Source organism: Paracoccus lutimaris (genome assembly GCF_003337565.1).
In the GTDB taxonomy this organism is placed as follows: domain Bacteria; phylum Pseudomonadota; class Alphaproteobacteria; order Rhodobacterales; family Rhodobacteraceae; genus Paracoccus; species Paracoccus lutimaris.
In genome coordinates, this window is record NZ_QPJL01000009.1 from 101,519 (window position 1) to 125,931 (window position 24,413).

Below are 24,413 nucleotides of genomic sequence, written 5' to 3' on the forward strand. Positions count from 1 at the left end.
AGATGCAGTTGTTCTGGTTGATCCTCGGCTGGGTGGCGGCGATTCTGGGCGCCATCGGGCTGTTCCTGCCGGTGGTGCCGACCGTGCCCTTCCTGCTGGTCGCGGTTTTTGCATTTACCCGCTCATCGCCGCGGCTGGCGGCGAAAATCATGCGCCATCCGAAATTCGGCCCGCCGATCCGCGCCTGGCGCAAGCGCGGCGTGATCGGGCGCGGCGCCAAGATCTGGTCGGTCACCGCCATGGCGGCGGGGGTCGGCTGGGCCTTCTGGCTGGGGCTGGACCCGCGCATCATCGCCGTTCAGGCGCTGACCTGCACCGCCATCGGCGCCTGGCTTGTGACCCGCCCCGAGGCGTGAAAGCCCGCGATAATACAACCTTTTGCCCACTTGTGTGCCCAAGGCCCCGGCGCGACCCTTGGCCATCGGTCGTCTATGGGGAGGCATGACCATGGCAGATACATCCGGGGTAAAGATTCATCCCGCCGTCGATAACGGCATCGCGGCAGGCCAGTCCGGCTTTGCCGGCGGCACGCTGCACTGCCTGTGCAGCAGCAATCCGGTGCGCGTGACGCTGAAAGGGCAGACCGCGCATAACCATGTCTGCGGCTGCACCAAATGCTGGAAACCCGCCGGCGCCGTCTTCAGCCAGGTCGCGGTGATCTCGCGCGATGCGGTCGAGGTGACGCAGGGCGCCGAAAAGCTTGAGGTGGTGAACCGTGACGCGCCGATCCAGCGCCATCGCTGCCGCGATTGCGGCACGCATATGTATGGCCGGATCGAGAACAAGGACCATCCGTTCTACGGCCTTGATTTCGTCCATACGGAACTGTCGGACGATACCGGCTGGTCGGCGCCGGAATTCGCGGCCTTCGTCAGCTCGGTCATCGAATCGGGCGTCGATCCGTCGCGCATGGACGGCATCCGCGCCCGGCTGCGCCAATTGGGGCTCGAGCCCTATGACGCGCTGTCGCCGCCCTTGATGGACGCGATCGCGACGCATATCGCCAAGCGAACTGGCGCATTGCCGGCTTGACCTTGCGGCGCGGAACGGCATCACCTTGGGGGCCGGGAAACCGGCCCCCGTTGGCATGAACCCAGCAAATGACTCCGGGCCGCGCGCCCGACCCAGCTAAGGAGAAAGCAGATGAGAACACGCGCCGCCGTCGCCCTTGAGGCCGGAAAACCGCTGGAGGTCATGGAGGTCAACCTTGAGGGGCCGAAGGCCGGCGAAGTCCTGGTCGAGATCAAGGCCACCGGCATTTGCCATACCGACGAATTCACCCGCTCGGGCGCCGATCCCGAGGGGCTGTTCCCCGCCATTCTGGGCCATGAGGGCGCGGGCGTGGTGGTCGAGGTCGGCCCCGGCGTGACCTCGGTGAAGCCGGGCGACCATGTGATCCCGCTTTACACGCCGGAATGCCGGCAATGCGCGTCGTGCCTCTCGGGCAAGACCAACCTGTGTACGGCGATCCGCGCCACGCAGGGGCAGGGGCTGATGCCGGACGGGACCAGCCGCTTCAGCATGCTGGATGGCACGCCGATCCACCATTACATGGGCTGCTCGACCTTCTCGAACTATACCGTGCTGCCGGAAATCGCCGTGGCCAAGGTGCGCCCTGACGCGCCTTTCGACAAGATCTGCTATATCGGCTGCGGCGTGACCACCGGCATCGGCGCGGTCATCAACACCGCCAAGGTGGAGATCGGCGCGAAAGCCGTGGTCTTTGGCCTTGGCGGCATCGGGCTGAACGTCATTCAGGGCCTGCGTCTGGCCGGCGCCGACATGATCATCGGCGTTGACCTGAACGACGACAAGAAACCCATGGCCGAACGTTTCGGCATGACCCATTTCATCAATCCCAGGAACGTCGAGAATGTCGTGCAGGAAATCGTCAATATGACGAAGACCCCCTTCGACCAGATCGGCGGCGCGGATTACAGCTTTGACGCCACCGGCAACACCAAGGTCATGCGCGACGCCTTGGAATGCACCCATCGCGGCTGGGGCCAGTCGATCATCATCGGCGTGGCTGCGGCGGGCGCGGAAATCAGCACCCGTCCGTTCCAGCTCGTCACCGGCCGGATCTGGAAGGGTACGGCCTTTGGCGGCGCGCGCGGCCGCACCGATGTGCCCCGGATTGTCGACTGGTACATGGACGGCAAGATCGAGATCGACCCGATGATCACCCACACCATGCCGCTTGAGGATATCAACAAGGGTTTCGATCTGATGCATTCGGGCGAGTCTATTCGCTCGGTCGTCCTTTACTGATCGTAAACGCCTGCTTAGTTAAAAGGACGGCGGGGACGGGCAACCGTTTCCGCCGTCAACCTGAAAGGACCGTTTATGGCTAAGCATTTTCACCTGGACGACGATGACGATGACGACGATGACGCGCCCGGCCGTCCGGACTCGCCCAAGGAAGAGGGGCTTGGCCTTCCCGAAGGGGACAAGATCGGCAAGCTCTACTTCAAGTCGCGCACGGTGATCGTCGCCGGTGCCATCAACGACAAGCTGGCGCAGCGCACCGTCGCCCATCTTCTGGCTTTGGCCGAGGACAGCGACGCGCCGATCAACATGCTGATCTCCTCGCCCGGCGGGCATGTGGAATCGGGCGACATGATCCATGACGTGATCAAGTTCATCCGCCCGACCGTGCGCACCATCGGCTCGGGCTGGGTGGCATCGGCCGGCGCGCTGATCTTTGTCGGCGCCGAGAAAGAGAACCGCTACTGCCTGCCCAATACCCGCTTTCTGCTGCATCAGCCCTCGGGCGGGATCGGCGGCACCTCGACCGACATGATGATCCAGGCCGAGCAGGTGCGCCAGATGCGCGACCGGCTGAACCAGATCTTTGCCGAGGCCACCGGCCAGCCGATCGAGCGGATCGAGGCCGACACCCAGCGCGACTTCTGGCTGAACACGCAAGAGGCGCTGGATTACGGCCTGCTGGGCAAGGTTATCCGTTCCGTGGACGAGCTGAAATGACCGGCGGCGGGACGAGCGATATCCTGATCCGTCCCGCCACGCCTGCGGATCATCCGGCGATCTGGGCGATCCTTGAACCCGTCTACCGCGCGGGCGAGACCTATTGCATCCCGCCCGACATTTCCCGTGACGAGGCGCTGGCGGACTGGTTCGCCGCGCCCTTCACCGCCTTTGCCGCCGAACTCGATGGCCGGGTGCTGGGCATCAGCCATGTCGGCCGCAACCGGCCCGGCCCGGCGTCCCATGTCGCCAATGCAAGCTTTGCCACGCATACGGATGCGCGCGGCAAGGGCATTGCCCGGGCGCTTGTCACCCATGCCAAGGACTGGGCGCGGGATCAGGGCTTTCGGGCCATGCAGTTCAATTTCGTCGTCTCGACCAATGCCGACGCGGTGCATTCCTGGCAAAAGGCCGGGTTCGACATCGTCGGCCGCCTGCCGGGCGCGTTCCTGCATCCGGTCCAGGGCTATGTCGATGCGCTGGTGATGTTTCACGATCTGACCAAGGGGGAATAGCCATGGTGCTGGCCTATGAGACCGTTTCCGAAAACCGCAGCTTTGGCGGTGTGCAGGGCGTCTATCGCCACCAGTCGCAGGCCACCGGCACGCCGATGACCTTTGCCATCTACCTGCCGCCCGATGCGGCACATCGCAAGGTGCCGGTGCTGTGGTATCTGTCGGGCCTGACCTGCACGCATGAAAACGCCATGGTCAAGGCCGGCGCGCAGGAATGGGCGGCCGAGGCCGGCATCGCGGTGATCTTTCCCGACACCTCGCCCCGTGGCGAGGGCGTCGCCGATGACGAAGCCTATGATCTGGGGCAGGGCGCCGGCTTTTACGTCGATGCGACCCAGGCGCCCTGGGCGCCGCATTTCAAGATGTGGCATTACATCACCCATGAACTGCCCGAGCTGGTCTTTGGCAATTTCGCGCTGGACCGCGAGGCGCAGGGCATCACCGGCCATTCCATGGGCGGCCACGGGGCGCTGACCATCGCCATGACCTTTCCGCAGCGTTACAAGTCGGTCTCGGCCTTTGCGCCGATTGCCAACCCTTCGGAATCCGACTGGGGCCGCAAGCAGCTCACCGCCTATCTGGGCGAGGACCGTGCCGCATGGGCGGGTCATGACGCCACGCTTCTGATGCGCGAAAAAGGCTATCCGGGCGAGGTCCTGATCGATCAGGGGACCAGCGACCAGTTCCTGAACCTGCTCAAGCCCGAGGCGCTGGCCCATGCCATGGCCGAGCGCCGTCAGCCCGGCGTGTTCCGCATGCAGCAAGGCTATGATCACAGTTATTTCTTTGTCCAGACCTTCATGGGCGACCACATCCACTGGCACGCCGAACGGCTGGGCTGAGAGCGGTTTTCGGAATGCGGCGGGATCGGGGAAATAATCCCATACCTATTGCCGAGTTATCCTAAGACTTTAGTCCCAAGGCCGGGCCGGTTGCGTTGACGCATATCCGGCCCGGCCCGAACCTTTCCCCGAGGATGACGGTGCGTCACGAGTCGCGCCTGTCCACGGGTGGGAGGAAGATCATGAAAAATCTGCTAAAGGGCGCCGGGATCGTATTGCTGTTGTCCGGTGGTTCGGCCTTGGCCAATGACAGCGTTCTGGCCGAAATCGCCAAGCCGCAGCAATGGGCGATCCAGACCGGCGACTATGCCAATTCTCGTTATTCGACGCTGGACCAGATCAACAAGGACAACGTCAAGGACCTGCGCGTGGCCTGGACCTTCTCGACCGGGGTGCTGCGCGGGCATGAGGGCTCGCCCCTGGTGATCGGCGATGTGATGTATGTCCATACACCGTTTCCGAACAATGTTTTCGCGCTGGACCTGAATGACAGCGGCAAGATCCTGTGGCGCTATGCGCCCCAGCAGGACCCGAACGTCATCGCGGTCATGTGCTGCGACACGGTGAACCGGGGTCTGGCCTATGCGGATGGCATGATCCTGATGCATCAGGCCGACACGACGCTGGTGGCGCTGGATGCCAAGACCGGCGCGGTGAAATGGTCGGTCAAGACCGGCGATCCCGCCATCGGCGAAACGAACACCGCGACCGTGCTGCCGGTCAAGGACAAGGTCATCGTCGGCGTCTCGGGCGGTGAATATGGCGTGCGGGGCCGGGTGACTGCCTATGCGCTGGCCGACGGCAAGGAAGTGTGGAAGGCCTATTCCACCGGCCCGGATGCCGAAATGCTGGTCGATCCCGAAAAGACCATGGTGCTGGGCAAGCCGATCGGCGCCGACAGCTCGCTGAAAAGCTGGGAGGGCGACCAGTGGAAGATCGGCGGCGGCACCACCTGGGGCTGGTATTCCTATGACCCCGACCTGAACCTGATCTATTACGGCACCGGCAACCCCTCGACCTGGAACCCGTCGCAGCGTCCGGGCGACAACAAATGGTCGATGACCATCATGGCCCGCGACGCCGATACCGGCATGGCAAAATGGTTCTATCAGATGACGCCCCATGACGAATGGGATTATGACGGCATCAACGAGATGATCCTGACCAACCAGCAGATCGACGGCAAGGACCGCAAGCTGTTGACCCATTTCGACCGCAACGGCCTTGGCTATACGCTGGACCGCGAAACGGGTGAGTTGCTGGTCGCCGAAAAATTCGATCCCAAGGTGAACTGGACCACCGGTGTCGACATGGACCCGGCCTCGGAAACCTATGGCCGTCCGGCCGTGGTGGCGCAATACTCGACCCAGCAAAACGGCGAGGATGAGAACTCGACCGGGATCTGCCCGGCGGCTCTGGGCTCCAAGGACCAGCAGCCGGCGGCCTTCTCGCCCAAGACCGGGCTGTTCTACGTGCCGACAAACCACGTCTGCATGGATTATGAGCCGTTCCGCGTCGCCTATACCGCCGGCCAGCCCTATGTGGGCGCCACGCTGTCGATGTTCCCGGCGCCGGACAGCCATGGCGGCATGGGCAACTTCATCGCCTGGGACAACACCACCGGCACCATCAAATGGTCGCTGCCCGAGCAGTTCTCGGTCTGGTCGGGGGCGCTGGCCACGGCGGGCGACGTGGTCTTCTATGGCACGCTTGAGGGCTATCTGAAGGCGGTCGATGCCAATACCGGGGCCGAGCTTTACAAGTTCAAGACCCCCTCGGGCATCATCGGCAACGTCATGACCTATGAGCATGGCGGCAAGCAGTATGTCGGCATCCTGTCGGGCGTCGGCGGCTGGGCCGGGATCGGTCTGGCGGCCGGTCTGACCAACCCCAATGACGGGCTTGGCGCCGTGGGCGGCTATGCGGCGCTCAGCGACTATACCGAGCTTGGCGGCCAGCTGACGGTCTTTGAACTGCCGGGCGCGCCCAGCGGCGGTTAATACTTTCGGCCCATAATCGCAAAACAACACAAGGAAAGAGCCGCCCCAGCGATAGACTGGGGCGGTTCTGTCTGAGGAAACGAGCAGCGGAGGAAAAATATGAAAGCCATCACCAGCCTTGCAGCGCTGAGCATCTGCGCCTGCATGGCCGGCGCAGCCATTGCGCAGGATCAGGCCAAGCCCGACATCCCGACCCCCGGGGTCGAAGAGGGCAGCGTCCCCGCGCCGACCGAGGTCACGCCCGGCGCCGAGGTCACTGCGGGCGGCAACAGCATCCTGCCCAACGGCATGGACACCACCGCCGACTATATGGAGAACGGCCGCTGGTATAACGCGGACGGCATCCCGACCTTCAAGATCGACGATGGCGTGGTCGATTACGCCGTATTCTCGGGCTATCGACGCTATCACGCCGAATGCCATGTCTGCCACGGCCCGGATGGCGAGGGCTCGACCTATGCCCCCGCGCTCAAGGATTCGGTGCTGCGGATCGACTATTACGAATTCCAGCGGGTCGTCGCCTCGGGCAAGCAGAACGTCAACGCGGCGGCCAATCAGGTGATGCCGGCCTTTGGCACCAACAAGAACGTCTGGTGCTATATCGACGACATCTATGTCTATCTGCTGGTGCGCGGCACCGATTCCGTCGCCCGCGGCCGCCCGGCGAAAAAGGCGTCCAAGTCCGACGAGTTCATGGCGCAGGAGAAATCCTGCATGGAAGGATGATCCGTCCTCTGGCCCTTGCCGCCGCCCTGACCTGCATGGCCGGGGCGGGTGCGGCGCAGGTCGCCGATCTGCGCGCGCATGACGCGCTGCGGGTCTGTGCCGATCCGGCCGCCGCGCCGATGTCGATGGAGGACGGCAGCGGGTTTGAAAACCGCATCGCCGAACTGATCGGGCAAAAGCTGGGCCTGCCGGTGCGTTATACTTGGTTTCCGCAAGGCACGGGCTTTATCCGCAAGACCCTGCGCGCGGGCGCCTGCGACGTGGTGATCGGCTATGCCCAGGGCGATGAGATGGTTCAGAACACGAACCATTATTATACCTCGGCTTACGGCATCGTGACGCGCAAGGATGGGCCGCTGGCCGGGGTCGATACGCTGTCCGATCCGGCGCTGAAGGATCAGCCGATTGGCGTCGTCGCCGGCACGCCCCCCGCGACCAACCTTGCCCGCGCCGGACTGGCCAAGAACATGCGCGGCTGGGACCTGTTCGTGGATCGCCGGGTGGAAAACCCGGTCGGCGACATGCTGGCGCAGGTGAAATCGGGCGATCTGGGTGCCGCCGTGATCTGGGGGCCGCTGGCCGGCCCGCTGGTCAAGCCGGACCCAGAACTGCAATTCACGCCCCTGCTGAAAGAGGCCGAGGGGCCGCGCATGTTCTTTCGCATCACCATGGGCGTGCGTCCCGATGAACAGGAATGGAAGCGGCAGTTGAACAGCCTGATCCGCCGTCATCAGGACGAAATCGACGCCATCCTGCACGATGCGGGCGTGCCTCTGATCGACGATTACGGCAAGGCGCTGAAGGAGGCGGGGGGATGATCCTGCGCCTTGCCCTGCTGGCCCTGATGCTGGCGGGCAGCGCCGGCGCCCAGCCCGTGCCCGAGCCGGACGGTTTTCGCGGCGAACCCTATCGCGCGCCGGTGCCCGAAACGCTGCAAGGCGCCGTGGTGATTGGCCCCGCGCAGGCCGTGGCGCTGCACCAGCAGGGCGTGCCCTTTCTTGACGCGATGCCGCGCCAGAAGCGCCCCGAGGGTCTGCCCGCAGGCACGATCTGGAATGCCAAGGCGCATCACACCATCCCCGGCGCTGTCTGGCTTTACGACACCGGCTATGACCGCATCTCGGCCGAGGAGCAGGACCGGCTGGCGCTGGGCCTGAGTCGCGCCACAGGCGGCGACAAGGCGGCGCCCGTGGTGTTCTTCTGCAAGGCCGAATGCTGGATGAGCTGGAACGCCGCCAAGCGCGCCGTCGCGCTGGGATATACCGGCGTGAACTGGTTTCCCGAAGGCAGCGACGGCTGGATTGCGGTCGGCGGCGAACTGGTCACCGCCGAACCGGCGCAATGACTCTCGCCGAACCGGCGCAATGATCCCGGTCTATTCGGCCTTGCCGAAACGTTCGGCCAGCGCGTCCAGCCCGGCCTGATAGACGCCGGTGACGGCGGCATTCGCCGCTGCATCATCCTGACCGGCGGGCGGCTCGTTATTGGGATAGCCGCGATAAAAGCCGCCCTTCCAGCTGACCAGCGCCTTGCCGCCCTCGTCCTTGACGCAGATCGTCGAGGCATAGTTCGAGACCGGCAGCACCGTCACCTCGACCTGCGAGATGTAATAGCCATAGCAGCGTTTCTCTGGCTGCAGCTTTGACAGCACCTCGGTGATGGTCGGATCGCCCGCATCGGCCTTGAGATGCAGGACGCGGGTGGATTTCTCAAGCTGATCGACCGAGCCGTCGCCGGTGATTTCCGTCTTTGCGACGGCGGGATGCCAGTTCATGTCCTCGAACTTGCCGATCACGGCCCAGACCTCGTCGGGGGTGGCGTTCAGCTTTTGCGTCAGCTCGACCTTCAGGCGCGGCGGGCCATGGGCAAATGCGGCGGTGGCCATGGCCAGCGTTGCTGCCAGAGCTGCGGTCAGTATCTTCATCCTTGCTCTCTCCTGCGCGGTGCGGGGCTGATGCAGACCATGCGCCGCGCCGCCCGGCACGTCCATCATACTAAGGTCGCGGGTGATTTGCCCCGGGTCCACCCGGGACCTTTGTCGGGTTGGCGACAGCGTATTTGCTCGCCATGATGGCCAGCGGGGGAGGGACGCGATGATCCGCATATTCACGATATTTCTCGCGGGGTTCTGCGCGATGGCCGGCACGGCGATGGCCCAGCAGGCACCCCAGACCACTGTGCGCGCCGCCGTCCTGCGCGTCGATCCGCCCAGCCTGCCGCCGATTTCGCGTCTGGATGCGCGTCCCGGCGATCTGGGCTTTGCCGGCGCGCGGCTGGCCATTCAGGACAATGACACCACCGGCCGCTTCATGGGTCAGGATTTCGAGGCGATCGAGGTCGCCGCCACCCCCGAAACCGCCGGCCCCGAGCTGCAAAAGCTGCTGGGTCAGGGCATCCCCTTCATCGTCGTGCTGGCCGACGAGGCGCAGACGCTGGCGCTGGCCGATCAGGCCGGCGATGCGGCGCTGATCCTGAACGCGCAGGCGCGGGGCGACAATCTGCGCGGTGCCGATTGCCGCGCTAATACCATCCATGTCGCGCCCAGCCATGCCATGCTGGCCGATGCGCTGGCGCAGTTCCTGATGTGGAAACGCTGGCCCGACTGGTTCCTGGTCGAGGGCAGCCACCCGCAGGACATCGCGCTGGCCGGTGCCTATCGCCGCGCGGCGGTGAAATTCGGCGCCAGGATCGTCGAGGAACGCACCTATGAGGATACCGGCGGCGGCCGGCGCACCGATACCGGCCATGTGCAGGTGCAGGCGCAGATGCCGGTCTTTACCCAGCGCGCGGCCGAACATGACGTGTTGATCGCCGCCGATGAGGCGGGGGTCTTCGCGCTGTGGCTGCCCTATCAGACCTGGGACGCGCGGCCGGTCGCGGGTTCCGCCGGGCTGGTCCCGCGCAGCTGGCACCCCGCGCTTGAGGCCTGGGGGGCGACCCAGTTCCAGAACCGTTTCGAGGAACTGGCGATCCGCCCCATGCGCGAAGAGGATTACCAGACCTGGCTTGCCCTGCGCATGATCGGCGAGGCGGCGACGCGCACCCAAAGCGCCGATCCCGCCAAGCTGCGCGAATTTCTGCTGTCCCCGGCCTTCGAGATCGCGGGCTTCAAGGGCCAGAAACTGACCCTGCGCGACTGGGACCACCAGTTGCGCCAGCCGATCCTTTTGACCACCGGGTCGGTCACCGTCTCGGTCAGCCCGCAGGACCAGTATCTGCATCAAAGCTCGGCGCTGGACACGCTGGGCATCGACCGCCCCGAAACCGAATGCAAATTCCGAGGCCAAGGATGATAGACCGCATTGCCCTTTCGACCCTTGCGCTGCTGGTGGCGGCGTCGCCCGCGGCCGCGAACCGCGTCTTTGTCAGCAATGAACGCGGCAATGACGTGACCGTGCTGGACAGCGAGACGCTGGAGGTGATCGGCACCTATCCGGTCGGCGCCCGCCCGCGCGGCATCACCATCAGCCCCGATGGCAAGGAATTGTATGTCTGCGCCTCGGATGACGATCTGGTGCGGGTTTTCGACCCCGAAACCATGCAGGAAACCCATACGCTGCCCTCGGGGCCGGACCCGGAACTGTTCGTGCTGCACCCCTCGGGCAACCCGCTTTACATCGCCAATGAGGACGACAATCTGGTCACCGTGGTCGACACCAAGACCCACAAGATGCTGGCCGAGATCCCCGTGGGGGTTGAGCCCGAGGGCATGGGCATCAGCCCCGATGGCAAGGTGGTGATCAACACCAGCGAAACCACCAATATGGCGCATTTCATCAACTCGGAGACCTTTGAAATCTTTGCCAATGTTCTGGTGGACAGCCGTCCGCGCTTTGCCCAGTTCAACGATCAGGGCAGCAAGCTTTACGTCAGCTCGGAAATCGGCGGCTCGGTCAGCGTGATCGACCCGGCGACGCAGGCGATCACCAAGAAGATCACCTTCCAGATCCCCGGCGTCCTGCCCGAGGCGATCCAGCCGGTCGGCGTGCGCGTGACCCGCGACGGCAGCCGCGTCTTTGTGGCGCTGGGTCCGGCGAACCGCGTCGCAGTGATCGACGGCGCCACCGATGAGGTGCTGGACTATCTGCTGGTCGGCCAGCGCGTCTGGCAGATGGGCTTTACCCCCGACGACAAGTTCCTGTTCACCACCAATGGCAATTCGAACGACGTTTCGGTGATCGATGTCGCCGCGATGAAGGTGGTGAAATCCGTGCCCGTGGGCCAGCAGCCCTGGGGCGTGGTCGTGGCCCCGAACTGATGCCGAACTGACCCCTGAAAGGAATGAACATGACCCGTTTGCTGATTGCCCTGACGATGGCCCTTGGTCTGGCCTTTCCCGCATGGGCCGATGATGACGACGCGGCCAAGGCCGGTGTCCACGAGGCTGGCGCCAAGTTCGATTACGGCTTTTCGGGGATGCTGGCGCGCGACAACCGCACCCAGTTGGCGGCCCTGACGCTGGCTTCCGGCAAGCCGGTGGCCAGCGCCGAATACAAGCTGAAATCGGGCGGCTATTACCGCATCGACATCAATGCCGATGGCAGTCAGGAACTGGCGCTGTCGGGGGGCGATTTCTTTCGCGCGGTCTGGATCGACGAGGTGATCATCAACGATATCGAGATCCGCCCCACCGGCATGCACAGCATCGAATTCGACGATGCCGGCACCGCCTCGGTCAGCTTTGTCGCCATCGTGCCGGGGCGCTATACGCTGTCGGTTCCGGGCAGCTCGGGGGAAACCCAGCAGGCGGTGTTCAACATCCAGTAACCGCGATGGGCGCCGCGCTTGAGATCGACCATGTCAGCCACAGTTTTGGTGGCTTTCAGGCGCTGTCCGATGTGTCGCTGTCGGTGCCGCGCGGCAGCTTCACCGCGCTGCTGGGTGTGAACGGCGCGGGCAAGACGACGCTGTTTTCGCTGATCACCCGGCTTTACAACAACACGTCGGGGCGGATCAGCGTCGCGGGGCATGACCTGCGCCGCCAGCCCGGCGCGGCGCTGGCGCGGCTGGGCGTGGTCTTTCAAAGCCGGGCGCTGGATGCCGATCTGACCGTGGCCCAGAACCTGACCTATCACGCCGCGCTGCATGGCATCCCCCGGCGTCAGGCGCTGATCCGCGCCGCCGAGGTGCTGGCGCAGGTCGGGCTGTCGGACCGGCTGCATGCCCGCGTCTCGGCGCTGTCGGGGGGCCAAAGCCGCCGGGCCGAGATCGCCCGTGCCCTGATCCATCGCCCGGAAATCCTGCTGCTGGATGAGCCGACCGTGGGCCTTGACGTGAAATCCCGGGCCGAGGTCGTGGCCCTGACCCGCGATCTGACCGCGCAGGGGGTCTCGGCGCTGTGGGCCACGCATATTCTGGACGAGATCCGCCCCGAGGATGGGCTGGTCATCCTGCATCAGGGCCGGGTGCTGGCCGATGGCACAGCCGCCCGGATCGGCGGTGGCGACCTGACGCGCCGTTTTCTGGACCTGACGGGGGACGCGGCATGAGCGACCGCCATAGCCCCCAGATTCTGACGCCGCGCATGTGGCTGACCGCCTTCATGGGCATCACCCGGCGCGAGGCGCTGCGCTTTGTCAATCAGCGCGGCCGGTTTCTGGCGGCGCTGGTGCGGCCCTTGGTCTGGCTTTTCATCTTTGCCGCCGGGTTTCGCGCCGTGCTGGGCCTGTCGATCACGCCGCCCTATCAGACCTATGTCCTCTACGAGGTCTATGTAACACCCGGCCTTTGCGCGATGATCCAGCTCTTCAACGGCATGCAATCCTCGCTTTCCATGGTCTATGACCGCGAGACAGGGGCGATGCGCACGCTGCTGGTCAGCCCGTTCCCGCGCTGGTTCCTGCTGGGGTCGAAACTGGTGGCGGGGGTGATCGTGTCGATCATCCAGGTCTATGTGTTTCTGGCCATCGCCTGGTTCTGGGGCGTCGATCCGCCGCTGTTCGGTTACATCACCGTGCTGCCGGCGCTGGTCCTGTCGGGGCTGATGCTGGGGGCGATGGGGTTGTTCCTGTCATCGGCCATCCGGCAGCTTGAAAACTTTGCCGGGGTGATGAATTTTGTCATCTTCCCGATGTTTTTCGCCTCAAGCGCGCTTTATCCGCTGTGGCGCATGGCCGAAAGCTCGACCCTTTTGCATGACATCTGCGCGGCCAATCCCTTTACCCATGCGGTGGAACTGATCCGCTTTGCCCTTTACGGCCAGATCAATCCCCTGTCTCTTGCAGCGGTGACGGGCTGTCTGATCCTGTTCTTTGCGGGTGCGGTCTTCATGTATGATCCGTCCAAGGGGCTCTGGGCCCGGCGAAAGGGGGGCGCGTGAGATATCTTCTTGTGGCATTCGGCCTGCTGGCCGGCGCGGCCCATGCCGAGGGGGGCGCCGATCCCGACTGGCCCTGCATCCAGCGCAAGCAGCCGCATCTGTCCTTGGGCCAGATGTGGACCGGCCCCGCGCCGGACGATGCGGTGCGCGAACTGGCCCGCAAGCCCGAGCTGGCCGCGCTGGCCGACCGGCTGGAGCAGCGCCGCCTGCCGCTGCCGCAGGCCGAGGCCGAGATCGCCGATTACGCGAAATCCGCCGACAACCAGCATCTGACCGCGCTGATGCTGGCGATCTTTGACCGGATCGAGCCGCATCGCGCCGCCCTGATGGACGGAATCGCCCGCTATGGCCGCAAGCAGGTCGATCTGGCCGCCCGGATCGAGGGGCACCGCCATGAGATGGCCCGGCTTGAGGCCATAGATCCCCCCGATTTCGACGCCATCGACGCGCAAGAGCAAAAGCTGGATTGGGACATGCGGATCTTTCAGGACCGCCAGCAGGCGCTGACCTATGTCTGTGAAACCCCGGTCATTCTGGAGCAGCGGGTCTTTGCGCTGGGGCGCGCGATCGCGGCCGGTCTGAAATGAGGCGGGCCTGAAATGCGGCGGGTTCCGGCGATCATTCTGGCTGGCGGGCTGTCGACGCGCATGGGCGGCGGCAACAAGGCTCTGCGGATGCTGGGGGGCGAGACCTTGCTGACCCATGTCATCCGCCGCCTGCAGCCGCAATGCGACCGGCTGGCGATCAATGCCAATGGCGAGGCCGATCAGTTCGACGATTACCGCCTGCCGGTGGTGCCTGACGATTTTGCCGGTTTCGCCGGACCGCTGGCCGGAGTTCTGGCCGGAATGGGCTGGGCCGCGACCGAGGGGGCGACAAGCGTCGTCAGCGTCAGCGTGGATACGCCCTTTATCCCCCATGACCTGCTGCACCGGCTGGGTGAGGCGCGGGGCCGCTCGGGTCTGGCGGTGGCGGCCAGTGCCGATCCGGTGACCGGCCTGCTGCGCGATCATCCGACCTGCGCGCTTTGGCCGGTGGCGCTGGCGGATCAGCTGCGGGCGGCGCTGGAATCGGGGCTGCACCGGATCGGGCAATTCGCCGCCGCCTATGACCCGGGGCGTGCGGTCTTTGACAGCCAGCCCTTTGACCCGTTCCTGAACCTGAACACGCCCGAGGATCTGGCCCGCGCGGCCCGGTTGGTCTAGCGGTCTGGTCTAGACGCCGTAGCGGCGCCAGATCCGGCTGAGCGCGACCGAGACCAGCCGCGCAAAGATCACCGTCATCACCGACAGGACCAGCAGGGCGGCAAAGACCAGATCGGTCTTCATGCGGCCATTGGCGTGGATCATCAGCGCGCCAAGGCCGCGCGCGCCGCCGACCCATTCGCCGATCACCGCGCCGATGGGCGCATAGACCGCCGCCAGCCGCAGCCCGGTCGCCAGATGCGGCAGCGCCGCCGGGATGCGCAGATGGCGCATGATCCGCCCGCGCGAGGCGCCCATGACCTGTGCCAGATCCAGCGCCGCCTGCGGCGTGCGGCCAAGCCCGTCCAGAAAGGCCGCCGCGACCGGGAAAAAGACGATCAGCACGGTCATGGCGATCTTGGGCGCCATGCCGAAGCCCAGCCACAGGGTCAGGATCGGCGCCAGCGCAAAGACTGGGATGGTCTGGCTGAAGGTCAGGATCGGGCGCAGGATGCCGGTCAGCCGCGCGGAAAAGCCCATGGCGACGGCCAGCGCCGCGCCGATGACCGATCCCAGCGTGAAGCCCAGCACCACCTCGGTCAGGGTGAAACCGGCATTGCGGGCGATCTCGATGCGGTTGAGCCAGAGCGCCTCGGCCACGGCTGCGGGGGCGGGCAGCAGAAAGGGCGGCATGCCGGCCAGCCAGATCAGCCCTTGCCACAGCGCAAGGACGGTCAGGATCAGGGCAAGGACGGTCTTCATGCCATCATGCCCCGCATCAGATCGGCTTGCAGCGCCAGCACCTCGGGCGCGTCATAGGGGCGGGCGGCGCCTGTGGGGCGCGGCGGCGGCGCGGGCCATTCGGTCAGCCCCTCTTCGCGCAGCAAAAGGATGCGGTCGCCCAGGCGCGCGGCCTCGGCCGGATCATGGGTGACCAGCAGCACGGTGCGATTCGCGAGCAGTCGGGCGGAAAGATCCTGCATCTGCGCCCGGGTCCGCGCGTCCAGCGCCGAGAAGGGTTCGTCCAGCAGGACCAGCGGCCGGTCCTCGAACAGGGTGCGGGCCAGGGCCACGCGCTGGCGCTGGCCGCCGGACAGGCTGTCTGGGCGGTGATGGGCGCGGTCGGTCAGGCCGACGGCCTCGATCAGGGCGGCGGCGCGGGAGGCCGGGTTGGCGGTGGGGGGCTCTGCCCCCGGCCCTTGCGGGCCCCCCCCGGGATATTTGGACATGAAAGAAGGGCTGAGCGTGCCGCGAAGGCGGGCGCCCAGCGTGACATTTTCGGTCACGTCGAGCCAGGGGATCAGGCCGGGGTCCTGCGCCATCAGGGCCACGGGCAGGTTGCGGGTGATGGTGCCCTGAAAGCTGACGCCGGTGTCGAGGCCGGCGACCAGCCGCAGCATGGTCGATTTGCCGACCCCCGAGGGGCCAAGCAGGCAGGTCCAGCCGCCCATCGCCAGCGCAAGGTCGACCGGGGCGAAGAGGGGCATCCCGTCGACCCAGGCGCGGCCTTGCAGGCGGGCGGCAAGCGTCATGCCTGCCCAAGTCCCCAGAAGCCCACCTCGAGCCGGGTGGCGGTGGCGAAGCGGTTGCCGAGCATGGCCCAGCGGGGGCTGGTTTCAGGCTCTGGTCCAAGGCGTTTCAGGATGGCGCTGTCCATGAGTTCCCCCGCAGCACGGCATGCCGCTTGATACTCGGGTCCCGCATAGCTGTCGATCCAGTCGCGATAGGGCGTGTCCGGTCCCGCCTCATGGGCAAGGCGCGCGCCGATTTCGCCGTAGCCCAGCACGCAGGGCATCAGTGCCGCCAGCAGATCGAGGAAATCGCCCGAATACCCGGCCTCGAGCACATAGCGCGTATAGGCGAGGTTGGCGCCCGCCTCGGGCGTGGCCTGCATCGTGGCAAGGTCGATTCCGGCCTTGGCGCAGGTCTGGATATGCAGCGACATCTCGTGATCCAGAAGCGTATGCACGGTGGCCGAGCAGGTGCGCATCTCGTCCAGATCGCCAGCCTTGACCACCGCAAGCGCCCAGGCGCGGGCGAAATGGATCAGGAACAGGTAATCCTGCACCAGATATTTCAGATAGGCGGCATGGGGCAGGGTGCCGTAACGCATCCCCTCGACAAAGCTGTGGCGGGTATAGGCGTCCCAGTCGGGGGCCGCCTGCCGCCAGCGGCTAAAGGCGTGGCCGTAGTCCGGATCGCTGCTCATTTCGCACCCAGATCGATGGCGAGGGCCGAGACGGGCAGGATCTCGTCGATCAGGCCTGCCTCTTTCAGGAAGGTCTCGAACCGGGCATAGCGGCCCTGATCCAGCGCCGCCGGGCTTTGCGAAAACCGGGGCAGGGTGTCCTTCCACGCCGCCGCGTTCAATTCGTCCTGAAGATCGGGCGCGGTGCCGGAGAACAGCTTCCATGCCTCGTCGGGATGGTTGACCATATATTGCGCGCCGCGTTCCACCGCATGCAGGAAGCGGCGGTTGGTGTCGGCGTCCATGTTTGCGGGGTTGGCGACGAAGATCAGCTCGTCATAGGTCGGAACACCCTGTTCCTCGACGAAGAAGCAGCGGCCCTCGGCCCCTTCCAGCCGCATCTGGGTCAGCTCGAAATTGCGATAGGCGCCGATGGTGGCATCGACCTGACCGGCGATCAGTGCGGGCGACAGCGACCAGTTCACGTTCACCATCTCGACATCCGCCATCGTCAGCCCGGCGGTTTTCAGCATGGCCGAGATCAGCGCGTCCTCGACCCCGGAAACCGAATAGCCGATCTTTTTGCCCTTGAGGTCGGAAAGCTGCTGCACCGGCCCGTCGGCCTTGACCATCAGGCAGTTCAGCGGCGTCGCGATCAGCGTGCCGATGCGTTTCAGGGGCAGGCCCTCATGCACCTGAAGATGCAATTGCGGCTGATAGGTGATCGCCAGATCGGCCTGACCGGCGGCGACCAGCTTGGGCGGGTCCGAGGGATCGGCGGGGGCGACGACCTCGACCTCGAGGCCTGCCTCGGTGAAGAAGCCCTTTTCCTGCGCGACGATGATCGGGGCATGGTCGGGGTTCACGAACCAGTCAAGGATCAGCGTCAGCTTGTCGGCGGCCAGCACCGGCTGCGCCATCAGGGCGAAGGCGGCGGCAAGGGTCAGGTGTTTCATCAATCGTCTCCGAGAGCCAGAAGGGTGATTTCGCCGGGCCAGCGCTGGGCCAGCGCCGCCGCCGCGCGCCATGAGCGCAGGCCGGAACGGCAGGCCAGAACCGCGCGCTGGCCGGGCTGCGGCAAGGGGCCGGCGGCGCCATAGGCGGGGATGCGCAGGGCCTCGGGCGTGGCCTTGCGCGGCGCCTCAGATGCCGGGCGCAGGTCGATGACCAGATCGCCGGGGGTGATATCCTCGCGCGCGATGAAACGGGGGCCGGGGGTTTCCGGCGCGCCGTCAAAGCGGAACTGGGTAAAGCGGCCGGCCTCATAGCGGGTGAATTGCCCAAGCGGCGAGGGGGTCAGTTCAAGGATCGTCTCAAGCGCCATCTGCGCCTGCAGACAGCCCAGCATGCCGACGACCGGCCCCATGACCCCGGCGCTGGCGCAGGTCTGGCCGCTGTCGGGCGGGTAGGGAAACAGCGCGCGCAGGCTGGGCGCGCCGCCGCAAAAGCCGCCGACATAGCCCGCAAGCCCCAGAGCCGAGGCCGAGATCAGCGGCTTTCCCGCCGCCAGACAGGCATCCGACAGTGTATAGCTGGCGGCATAGCTGTCGGCGCAATCCAGCACCAGATCGGCGCGGCGGATCAGGCCGGGCGCGTTCGCCGGGGTCAGCCGGTCGGGCAAAGCCAGCATCTCGACGCCGGGGTTGAGGCGCGCGACGGCCTGCGCGCTGGCGCGGACCTTGAGGCGGCCGATATCCTTCATGCGATAGGCGGGCTGGCGGTGCAGGTTGGTGTCCTCGACCCGGTCGGGGTCGATCAGGGTGATCGCGCCGATGCCGGCGCCGGCCAGATATTGCAGCACCGGCACGCCCAGGCCCCCGGCGCCGACGACCAGCACATGCGCGGCCTCGATCCGGTCCTGGCCATCAGTGCCGATCTGCGGCAGCACCATCTGGCGGATATAGCGGCTCATGCGGTCACCCTGAGCCAGTCGCGGATGCGGCTTTCGGGGTCGGGGTTCAGGGTGATGTCGGTCACCACTGAAGCGATATCGGCCCCGGCCGCGAAGGCCTCAAGCGCGCGTTCGGGCGTGACGCCGCCGATGGCGACCAAGGGCGTCGCACCGACCAGCCGACGCCATTCGCTGACCCGCTCCAGCCCCTGCTGTTCCCATTTCATCTTTTTCAGGATCGTCGGCCAGACCGGACCCAGCGCGATATAATCCGGGCCAAGCGCCATGGCGCGGTCCAGTTCCGCATGATCATGGGTCGAGATCCCCAGCCGCAGCCCGGCCTTGCGGATCGCGGGCAGGTCGGCCGTGTCCAGATCCTCTTGCCCCAGATGGATGAAATCGCAATCCAGATCCATCGCCGCCTGCCAGTGGTCGTTCACGACCAGCGTGGCGCCATGGTCGTGACACAGCGCCCGGCACAGGGCCAACTCGCCCAGCAGGCGGTCGGGCGGCAGGTCCTTGAGCCGGATCTGTACCAGCCGCACGCCCAAGGGCAGGGCGCGGCGCAGCCAGTCGGCGCTGTCGAAAATGGGATAAAAGCGCGGAAATGTCATGCCATGCCCCCTTGTCCCAGCGCCGCCATGCCAAAGACCGGGGTCGAGGGCGCGGCCATGTCGCGGGCCTCGATCGGGGTGGCTTGGTGGGCAAGCCGGCCGGCCTCGATCGCCAGCGCCATGGCGCGGGCCATCGCCACCGGATCGCCCGCCTTGGCGACGGCGGTGTTCAGAAGCACCCCGTCATAGCCCAGCTCCATCGCCTGCGCGGCGTGGCTGGGCAGGCCGATCCCGGCATCGACGACCAGCGGGATATCCGGGAAATGCGCCCGGACCGAGCGCAGACCATAGACATTGTTCAGCCCCCGGCCCGAGCCGATGGGCGCCCCCCAGGGCATCAGCACCCGGCAACCCGCATCGACCAGCCGGCCGCAGACCGACAGGTCCTCGGTGCAATAGGGAAAGACCTGAAAGCCGTCATCAGAGAGGATCCGCGCCGCCTCGACCAGCGCCACCACATCGGGGCAAAGCGTGTCGTCGTCGCGGATGATTTCCAGCTTGATCCACGGGGTTTCAAACAGCTCGCGCGCCATTTGCGCGGTGGTCACCGCCTCGCGCACGGAATGGCAGCCGGCGGTATTGGGCAGGACGGGGATGTTCAGGCCCTTGATCAGCTTGTGAAAATCCTGTCCTGCACCGCCTTCGCGGCGCAGGGATACGGTGGCGATGCCGGCCTGGGCGGCGTGAAACGCCTGCGCCATGATCGCGGGCGAGGGGTATTGCGCCGTTCCCAGCATCAGGGCGCTGTCGATCTGCGTGTCGTAATATACCGGCATCTCAGCCCCCCTGCATGGGGGCCACGACTTCCAATGCGTCGCCCTCGTTCAACGTGGTGGTGGCGCGGGCGGCGGCGGGCAGGAAGCTGCCGTTCAGGGCCGTCGCGACCTTGGCCGTGCCCAGCCCGATCTGGATCAGCGCGTCGGAGACGCTGGGCCCGGCCAGATCGCGGGCTTCGCCGTTAAGGGTGATCTTCATCCATGAACTCCGGTTTCTTGCCCGTGGTCAGGTAATCAGCGGTCATGCGGGCCAGGGCGGGGGCCAGCAGATAGCCGTGGCGGTAAAGTCCGTTTGCGAAAAGCGTGCTCCCGCGCCGGCGCAGGCGCGGCAGGTTGTCGGGAAAGGCGGGCCGCGCGTCCGAGCCAAGCTCAAGGATCTCGGCCTCGGCGAAGCCGGGATGCAGGGCATAGGCTGCGTTCAGCATCTCGACCGCGGAACGGGCGGTGACGCGGTATTTGCCGCCGGTTTCCAGCATCGTGGCGCCGATCATGTATATCCCATCCCCACGACCCACAACATATAGTGGTATGCGGGGATGCAGCAGCCGCACGGTGCGGGTCAGGTTCACCTCGGGGCAGCGCAGGACCAGCATTTCGCCGCGCACGCCGCGCAGGTCCGGCAACTGGTCGCGGGCGGCATATCCGCGTGCGTCGATGACCAGACCGCTGGGCGTGCCCTCGGTCTCGATCTGGATGCCCTGTTCGGCCAGCCGGTCGCGCAGGGTCAAAAGCGCGGCGCGCGGGTTCAGGTGCGCCTCGGTCGCGTAAAACAGCCCGCGCGAGAAGCGGCCTTCAAGCTCGGGTTCCAGTTCGGCGATGCCTGCGGCGTCAAGCGCGCTGTGGCTTTCGGTCAGCCGGGCAAAGCGGTCCAGTTCCGCCCGGTCGCGCGAGGGGGCAAGGACCAGCGTGCCGCGCCGGATGACCTCGGTCCCTTGGGCCTGCCACCAGTCGGCGGCGTCACGGCCAAGGCGCAGGACCACGGGTTCGGCGCTTTCACCCTCGCAATAGGGGGCCAGCATGCCGCCAGCGCGCCAGCTGCAGGCATGCGATCCGGGCTTGCCCGCCGGGTCGATGATCCGGGGCCGGATCCCGCGCGAGGTCAGTTCGGTCGCGATGGCAAGGCCCATCACGCCAGCACCAAGGATAGTAGTTTCAGTCATTATCTATCCCATATATTGTGGAAATGATGCACGGGACCATGGCCCAGCCCGACCGACAGATCGTCGGCGGCGGCAATGGCGCCCTGCAGCCAGTGATGCGCGCAGTTGACCGCCTGCGTCACATGCATGCCCTGCGCCAGCCCCGCCGCGATGGCCGAGGAGAGCGAGCATCCCGTGCCATGGGTGTTGCGGGTCTGCTGGCGCGGCGCGGTCAGGGTCAGGGGTTCCGGGCCGATCAGCAGGTCGGTGCAGATATCGCCGGCAGCGTGACCGCCCTTCATCAGCACATGCGTGGCACCAAGCGCCCGCAGCGCCTGACCCTGCTCGGCCATGTCCTCGGGGGTCTGGGCCGGATCGCAGCCCAGCAGGCGCGCGGCCTCGGGCAGGTTGGGGGTCAGGATGGTGGCCAAGGGCAAAAGCTCGGACCGCATCGCCTCCATGGCGTCATCGGCCAGAAGCGCATCGCCCGATTTCGCCACCATCACCGGGTCCAGCACCACCGCCAGCGGCCGCAGGGCAACGACCCGGCGGAGATGCCGGGAGACGGTTGTGATCACATCGACGCCGCCGACCATGCCGATCTTGACCGCGCGGATGTCCAGATCGTCGAATACCGCGTCGATCTGGGCCGCGACCATGGCCGGGCTGACCAGTTCGACGGCGGTGACGGCGCGGGTATTCTGGGCGGTGACCGCTGTGATCACAGAGGCGCCATAGACCCCCAGCGCCGAAAAGCTTTTCAGATCGGCCTGAATGCCGGCCCCACCGCCGCTGTCGGAGCCGGCGATGGTCAGGGCGATAGGGTGGGACATGGCCGGCCTTTCGTTGCGGGCGGGCCAGTCGGCTTTGGGGGGATGGGTGGCGGCCTGAGGGGGGCGTCCCGGGGCCGTGACACTCTACCCTTCCCTACGCCGGTATGACCCGGATCAGGTTCTATGGGTCGGTGCCTGGCACCTCTCAGCCCCGTACGAGGCCCCCCAAGTGTATGAGTTCTTATGCGTCAACTATGCCGGAAGGCCGGCATATGCAAGCGATTACAGATAGTAGCTGCGGAACCAGTCCACATATTCCGCGACGCCCTCGGGGACGCGGGTCTGCGGCGCATAGCCGGTCAAAGCGCGCAAAAGCGTGGTGTCGGCCCAGGTTGCGGGCACGTCGCCGGGCTGCATGGGCAGCATCTGCTTGATCGCCGGTTTGCCGGTCGCGGTCTCGATCGCGGCGATGAAGTCCAGCAGCTCGACCGGGGCGCCATTGCCGATATTGACGACGCGAAAGGGCGCGACGGGGGACAGGCTGTCCTCGGCAGCCACAGGCGCATCGCCCGGCACCGCGTCCATCAGCAACCGGATCGCGCGCACGAGGTCGGTCACATAGGTGAAGTCGCGGCGCATGTCGCCATGGTTGAAGACCTTGATCGGCTGGCCGGCCATGATCGCGCTGGTGAACAGCCACGGCGCCATGTCGGGCCGCCCCCATGGGCCATAGACGGTAAAGAACCTAAACATCGTCACCGGCAGGCCGAACAGATGCGCATAGCTATGCGCCATCGCCTCGGTCGATTTTTTGGTCGCGGCGTAAAAGGACATCTGGGCATCGGCCTTGTCCGTCTCGCGATAGGGCATTTCGGTATTGGCGCCGTAGGCCGAGCTGGTCGAGGCCAGCAGCATGTGCCGGGGCGGATGGGCGCGGGCGGCCTCAAGCAGCTCGAACGTGCCGATCAGGTTCGATTCCAGATAGGCGCGGGGGTTGTCGATGGAATAGCGCACGCCCGCCTGCGCAGCCAGATGCACGACGATATCGGGCTTGTGCTGCTCGAAGATCCCGGCCAGCACGCCCGGTTCCTCGACCCGCGCGCGGATCGGGGTGAAGTTCGGATGCGGGCGCAGGCGGGCTTCGCGCGCCTCTTTCAGGGCCGGGTCGTAATAGGCGTCATGGGCGTCCAGACCGATGACCTTGGCGCCCTCGGCCAGCAAAAGCTTGCACAGGTGATAGCCGATGAAGCCCGCCGATCCGGTGACAAGGACTCGCATCAGTCCACCCCGAACAGGTCGCGGGTGAACAGCTTGTCGGCCACGTCATCCAGTTCCGGCGTGCGGCGGTTGGTGATGATCAGGTCGGCCTGCTGCTTGAACTCGTTCAGGTCGCGGATGACCGGGCTGTGAAAGAAATGATCCTCGGTCAGCACGGGTTCATAGACGATGCAGGGGATGCCCTTGGCCTTGATCCGCTTCATGATGCCCTGGATCGAGCTGTCGCGGAAATTGTCCGAGCCCGCCTTCATCACCAGTCGATAGACGCCGACCAGTCTGGGCTGGCGGGCGATGATCTGGTCGGCGATGAAATCCTTGCGGGTGCGGTTCGATTCCACCACCGCCGCGATCAGCTGCTGGGGCACCTCGTTATAGTTGGCCAGCAACTGCTTGGTGTCCTTGGGCAGGCAATAGCCGCCATAGCCAAAGCTGGGATTGTTGTAATGCTCGCCGATCCGGGGGTCGAGGCCGACGCCGTCGATGATCTCGCGCGTGTTCAGCCCGCGCGCCACGGAATAGCTGTCCAGCTCGTTGAAATAGGCGACGCGCATGGCAAGGTAGGTGTTGGAAAACAGCTTGATCGCCTCGGCCTCGACCGGGCCGGTGAACAGGATGGGCATGTCCTTGCGGATCGCGCCCTCGGTCAGCAGTTCGGCCAGACGTTTTGCCGCCGGGCCATGGTCGCCGACCACGATCCGCGAGGGGTAGAGGTTGTCGTAAAGTGCGCGCCCCTCGCGCAGGAATTCGGGCGAGAACAGGATGCCGTCATAGCCGGTCTCGGCGCGCATGCGTTCGACAAAGCCCACCGGCACGGTCGATTTCACCACGATGGTGGCGTCGGGCGCGTATTGCCGGGCCTGCCGGATCACTGTCTCGACGCTGGAAGTGTCAAAGCGGTTCGAGCGCGCGTCGTAATTCGTCGGCGTGGCGACGATGACGAATTCGGCGCCGGTCAGGGCCTCAGCCGCGTCCTGGGTGGCGCGCAGGTTCAGGCTTTGCTCGGCCAGCCATTTCGAGATTTCGGCATCCTCGATGGGCGAGCGGCGGGCATTCACCTGCGCGACGCGCGTGGCGTTCACATCCAGCGCCACGACCTCATTGTGCTGCGCCAGCAGCACCGCGATGGACATGCCGACATAACCCAGCCCTGCAACAGCAATCGTCATGTGATACCTGCCAA

30 protein-coding genes and 1 riboswitch are annotated in these 24,413 nt (G+C 65.8%); of the genes, 17 read left to right on the top strand and 13 right to left on the bottom strand.

Annotated elements, in window-relative coordinates:
* The first annotated feature begins 2 nt into the window (after positions 1–2).
* The 10 genes from DFP89_RS10150 to DFP89_RS10195 all read left to right on the top strand — a co-directional run bounded on the left by DFP89_RS10150 (position 3) and on the right by DFP89_RS10195 (position 8,416).
* On the top strand, positions 3–356 hold the full coding sequence (locus DFP89_RS10150; protein WP_114349272.1) for a YbaN family protein: 354 nt from the start codon (positions 3–5) through the stop codon (positions 354–356).
* A 91-nt stretch (positions 357–447) separates the two neighbouring features.
* Positions 448–1,032: an S-(hydroxymethyl)glutathione synthase gene (gene gfa, locus DFP89_RS10155; RefSeq protein ID WP_114349273.1), complete on the top strand. Its 585-nt coding sequence runs from the start codon at positions 448–450 to the stop codon at positions 1,030–1,032.
* A 111-nt stretch (positions 1,033–1,143) separates the two neighbouring features.
* Positions 1,144–2,271: an S-(hydroxymethyl)glutathione dehydrogenase/class III alcohol dehydrogenase gene (locus tag DFP89_RS10160; protein WP_114349274.1), complete on the top strand. Its 1,128-nt coding sequence runs from the start codon at positions 1,144–1,146 to the stop codon at positions 2,269–2,271.
* Positions 2,272–2,346: 75 nt separating this feature from the next.
* Positions 2,347–2,988 (top strand): ATP-dependent Clp protease proteolytic subunit, encoded by a 642-nt coding sequence (locus DFP89_RS10165; RefSeq protein WP_114349275.1) that lies wholly within the window; start codon positions 2,347–2,349, stop codon positions 2,986–2,988.
* A complete protein-coding gene (locus tag DFP89_RS10170) occupies positions 2,985–3,503 on the top strand; it encodes a GNAT family N-acetyltransferase (protein WP_114349276.1) in 519 nt (172 codons plus the stop codon). The genes DFP89_RS10165 and DFP89_RS10170 overlap by 4 nt, the downstream gene beginning before the upstream one ends.
* 2 nt (positions 3,504–3,505) lie before the next feature.
* Positions 3,506–4,345 (top strand): S-formylglutathione hydrolase, encoded by an 840-nt coding sequence (fghA, locus tag DFP89_RS10175; protein ID WP_114349277.1) that lies wholly within the window; start codon positions 3,506–3,508, stop codon positions 4,343–4,345.
* A 182-nt stretch (positions 4,346–4,527) separates the two neighbouring features.
* Positions 4,528–6,345, top strand: a complete 1,818-nt coding sequence (locus tag DFP89_RS10180; protein ID WP_114349278.1) for a methanol/ethanol family PQQ-dependent dehydrogenase — start codon at positions 4,528–4,530, stop codon at positions 6,343–6,345.
* A gap of 99 nt (positions 6,346–6,444) precedes the next feature.
* A complete protein-coding gene (locus DFP89_RS10185; protein ID WP_114349279.1) occupies positions 6,445–7,071 on the top strand; it encodes a c-type cytochrome, methanol metabolism-related in 627 nt (208 codons plus the stop codon).
* On the top strand, positions 7,068–7,889 hold the full coding sequence (locus DFP89_RS10190) for a substrate-binding domain-containing protein (protein WP_114349280.1): 822 nt from the start codon (positions 7,068–7,070) through the stop codon (positions 7,887–7,889). Before DFP89_RS10185 ends, DFP89_RS10190 begins: the two co-directional genes overlap by 4 nt.
* A complete protein-coding gene (locus DFP89_RS10195) occupies positions 7,886–8,416 on the top strand; it encodes a PQQ-dependent catabolism-associated CXXCW motif protein (RefSeq protein WP_181870301.1) in 531 nt (176 codons plus the stop codon). The genes DFP89_RS10190 and DFP89_RS10195 overlap by 4 nt, the downstream gene beginning before the upstream one ends.
* Positions 8,417–8,446: 30 nt before the next feature.
* Here DFP89_RS10195 and DFP89_RS10200 read toward each other — a convergent pair whose 3' ends face one another.
* The gene (locus tag DFP89_RS10200; protein WP_114349281.1) at positions 8,447–8,995 is read right to left on the bottom strand and encodes an SRPBCC family protein; all 549 of its coding nucleotides are present in this window, start codon (positions 8,993–8,995) and stop codon (positions 8,447–8,449) included.
* 211 nt (positions 8,996–9,206) lie between these two features.
* On the opposite strand from DFP89_RS10200, the gene DFP89_RS10205 reads away from it, so the two are divergent.
* Genes DFP89_RS10205 through mobA form a run of 7 tightly spaced genes read left to right on the top strand, consistent with a single transcriptional unit; the run spans position 9,207 to position 14,595 of the window.
* Positions 9,207–10,364: an ABC transporter substrate-binding protein gene (locus DFP89_RS10205; protein WP_245948646.1), complete on the top strand. Its 1,158-nt coding sequence runs from the start codon at positions 9,207–9,209 to the stop codon at positions 10,362–10,364.
* Positions 10,361–11,329, top strand: a complete 969-nt coding sequence (locus DFP89_RS10210; protein WP_114349283.1) for a YVTN family beta-propeller repeat protein — start codon at positions 10,361–10,363, stop codon at positions 11,327–11,329. Before DFP89_RS10205 ends, DFP89_RS10210 begins: the two co-directional genes overlap by 4 nt.
* 29 nt (positions 11,330–11,358) lie before the next feature.
* On the top strand, positions 11,359–11,838 hold the full coding sequence (locus DFP89_RS10215; RefSeq protein WP_114349284.1) for a cupredoxin domain-containing protein: 480 nt from the start codon (positions 11,359–11,361) through the stop codon (positions 11,836–11,838).
* A gap of 5 nt (positions 11,839–11,843) precedes the next feature.
* Positions 11,844–12,560: an ABC transporter ATP-binding protein gene (locus tag DFP89_RS10220; protein ID WP_114349285.1), complete on the top strand. Its 717-nt coding sequence runs from the start codon at positions 11,844–11,846 to the stop codon at positions 12,558–12,560.
* Positions 12,557–13,390 carry an ABC transporter permease gene (locus tag DFP89_RS10225; RefSeq protein ID WP_114349286.1) on the top strand — a complete coding sequence of 278 codons (834 nt, stop codon included), beginning with the start codon at positions 12,557–12,559 and terminating at the stop codon, positions 13,388–13,390. Before DFP89_RS10220 ends, DFP89_RS10225 begins: the two co-directional genes overlap by 4 nt.
* Positions 13,387–13,977, top strand: coding sequence for a hypothetical protein (locus DFP89_RS10230; protein WP_114349287.1), 591 nt, complete (start codon positions 13,387–13,389; stop codon positions 13,975–13,977). Before DFP89_RS10225 ends, DFP89_RS10230 begins: the two co-directional genes overlap by 4 nt.
* A gap of 12 nt (positions 13,978–13,989) precedes the next feature.
* Positions 13,990–14,595, top strand: coding sequence for a molybdenum cofactor guanylyltransferase MobA (gene mobA, locus DFP89_RS10235; RefSeq protein WP_114349288.1), 606 nt, complete (start codon positions 13,990–13,992; stop codon positions 14,593–14,595).
* A gap of 9 nt (positions 14,596–14,604) precedes the next feature.
* Here the strand turns inward: mobA and DFP89_RS10240 are convergent, their stop codons facing one another.
* The 12 genes from DFP89_RS10240 to DFP89_RS10295 form a co-directional block, all read right to left on the bottom strand.
* Positions 14,605–15,336, bottom strand: a complete 732-nt coding sequence (locus DFP89_RS10240; protein ID WP_114349289.1) for an ABC transporter permease — start codon at positions 15,334–15,336, stop codon at positions 14,605–14,607.
* Positions 15,333–16,106 (bottom strand): ABC transporter ATP-binding protein, encoded by a 774-nt coding sequence (locus tag DFP89_RS10245; RefSeq protein WP_114349290.1) that lies wholly within the window; start codon positions 16,104–16,106, stop codon positions 15,333–15,335. The genes DFP89_RS10240 and DFP89_RS10245 overlap by 4 nt, the downstream gene beginning before the upstream one ends.
* The gene (locus tag DFP89_RS10250; protein ID WP_114349291.1) at positions 16,103–16,783 is read right to left on the bottom strand and encodes a TenA family protein; all 681 of its coding nucleotides are present in this window, start codon (positions 16,781–16,783) and stop codon (positions 16,103–16,105) included. The genes DFP89_RS10245 and DFP89_RS10250 overlap by 4 nt, the downstream gene beginning before the upstream one ends.
* On the bottom strand, positions 16,780–17,718 hold the full coding sequence (locus tag DFP89_RS10255) for an ABC transporter substrate-binding protein (RefSeq protein ID WP_114349292.1): 939 nt from the start codon (positions 17,716–17,718) through the stop codon (positions 16,780–16,782). Before DFP89_RS10255 ends, DFP89_RS10250 begins: the two co-directional genes overlap by 4 nt.
* Positions 17,718–18,674: a HesA/MoeB/ThiF family protein gene (locus tag DFP89_RS10260; RefSeq protein WP_114349293.1), complete on the bottom strand. Its 957-nt coding sequence runs from the start codon at positions 18,672–18,674 to the stop codon at positions 17,718–17,720. Before DFP89_RS10260 ends, DFP89_RS10255 begins: the two co-directional genes overlap by 1 nt.
* Positions 18,671–19,267 carry a thiamine phosphate synthase gene (locus DFP89_RS10265; protein WP_114349294.1) on the bottom strand — a complete coding sequence of 199 codons (597 nt, stop codon included), beginning with the start codon at positions 19,265–19,267 and terminating at the stop codon, positions 18,671–18,673. The genes DFP89_RS10260 and DFP89_RS10265 overlap by 4 nt, the downstream gene beginning before the upstream one ends.
* Positions 19,264–20,043: a thiazole synthase gene (locus tag DFP89_RS10270; protein WP_114349295.1), complete on the bottom strand. Its 780-nt coding sequence runs from the start codon at positions 20,041–20,043 to the stop codon at positions 19,264–19,266. Before DFP89_RS10270 ends, DFP89_RS10265 begins: the two co-directional genes overlap by 4 nt.
* Position 20,044: 1 nt before the next feature.
* Positions 20,045–20,242 (bottom strand): sulfur carrier protein ThiS, encoded by a 198-nt coding sequence (thiS, locus tag DFP89_RS10275; RefSeq protein ID WP_114349296.1) that lies wholly within the window; start codon positions 20,240–20,242, stop codon positions 20,045–20,047.
* Positions 20,226–21,203, bottom strand: a complete 978-nt coding sequence (locus tag DFP89_RS10280; RefSeq protein WP_114349297.1) for an FAD-dependent oxidoreductase — start codon at positions 21,201–21,203, stop codon at positions 20,226–20,228. Before DFP89_RS10280 ends, thiS begins: the two co-directional genes overlap by 17 nt.
* Positions 21,203–22,015, bottom strand: coding sequence for a bifunctional hydroxymethylpyrimidine kinase/phosphomethylpyrimidine kinase (thiD, locus tag DFP89_RS10285; protein ID WP_114349298.1), 813 nt, complete (start codon positions 22,013–22,015; stop codon positions 21,203–21,205). Before thiD ends, DFP89_RS10280 begins: the two co-directional genes overlap by 1 nt.
* A gap of 74 nt (positions 22,016–22,089) precedes the next feature.
* A riboswitch (TPP riboswitch) is annotated at positions 22,090–22,193 on the bottom strand.
* Between the two features lie 44 nt (positions 22,194–22,237).
* Positions 22,238–23,236: an SDR family NAD(P)-dependent oxidoreductase gene (locus DFP89_RS10290; RefSeq protein ID WP_114349299.1), complete on the bottom strand. Its 999-nt coding sequence runs from the start codon at positions 23,234–23,236 to the stop codon at positions 22,238–22,240.
* The gene (locus tag DFP89_RS10295) at positions 23,233–24,399 is read right to left on the bottom strand and encodes a nucleotide sugar dehydrogenase (RefSeq protein WP_114349300.1); all 1,167 of its coding nucleotides are present in this window, start codon (positions 24,397–24,399) and stop codon (positions 23,233–23,235) included. Before DFP89_RS10295 ends, DFP89_RS10290 begins: the two co-directional genes overlap by 4 nt.
* Positions 24,400–24,413 lie beyond the last annotated feature (14 nt).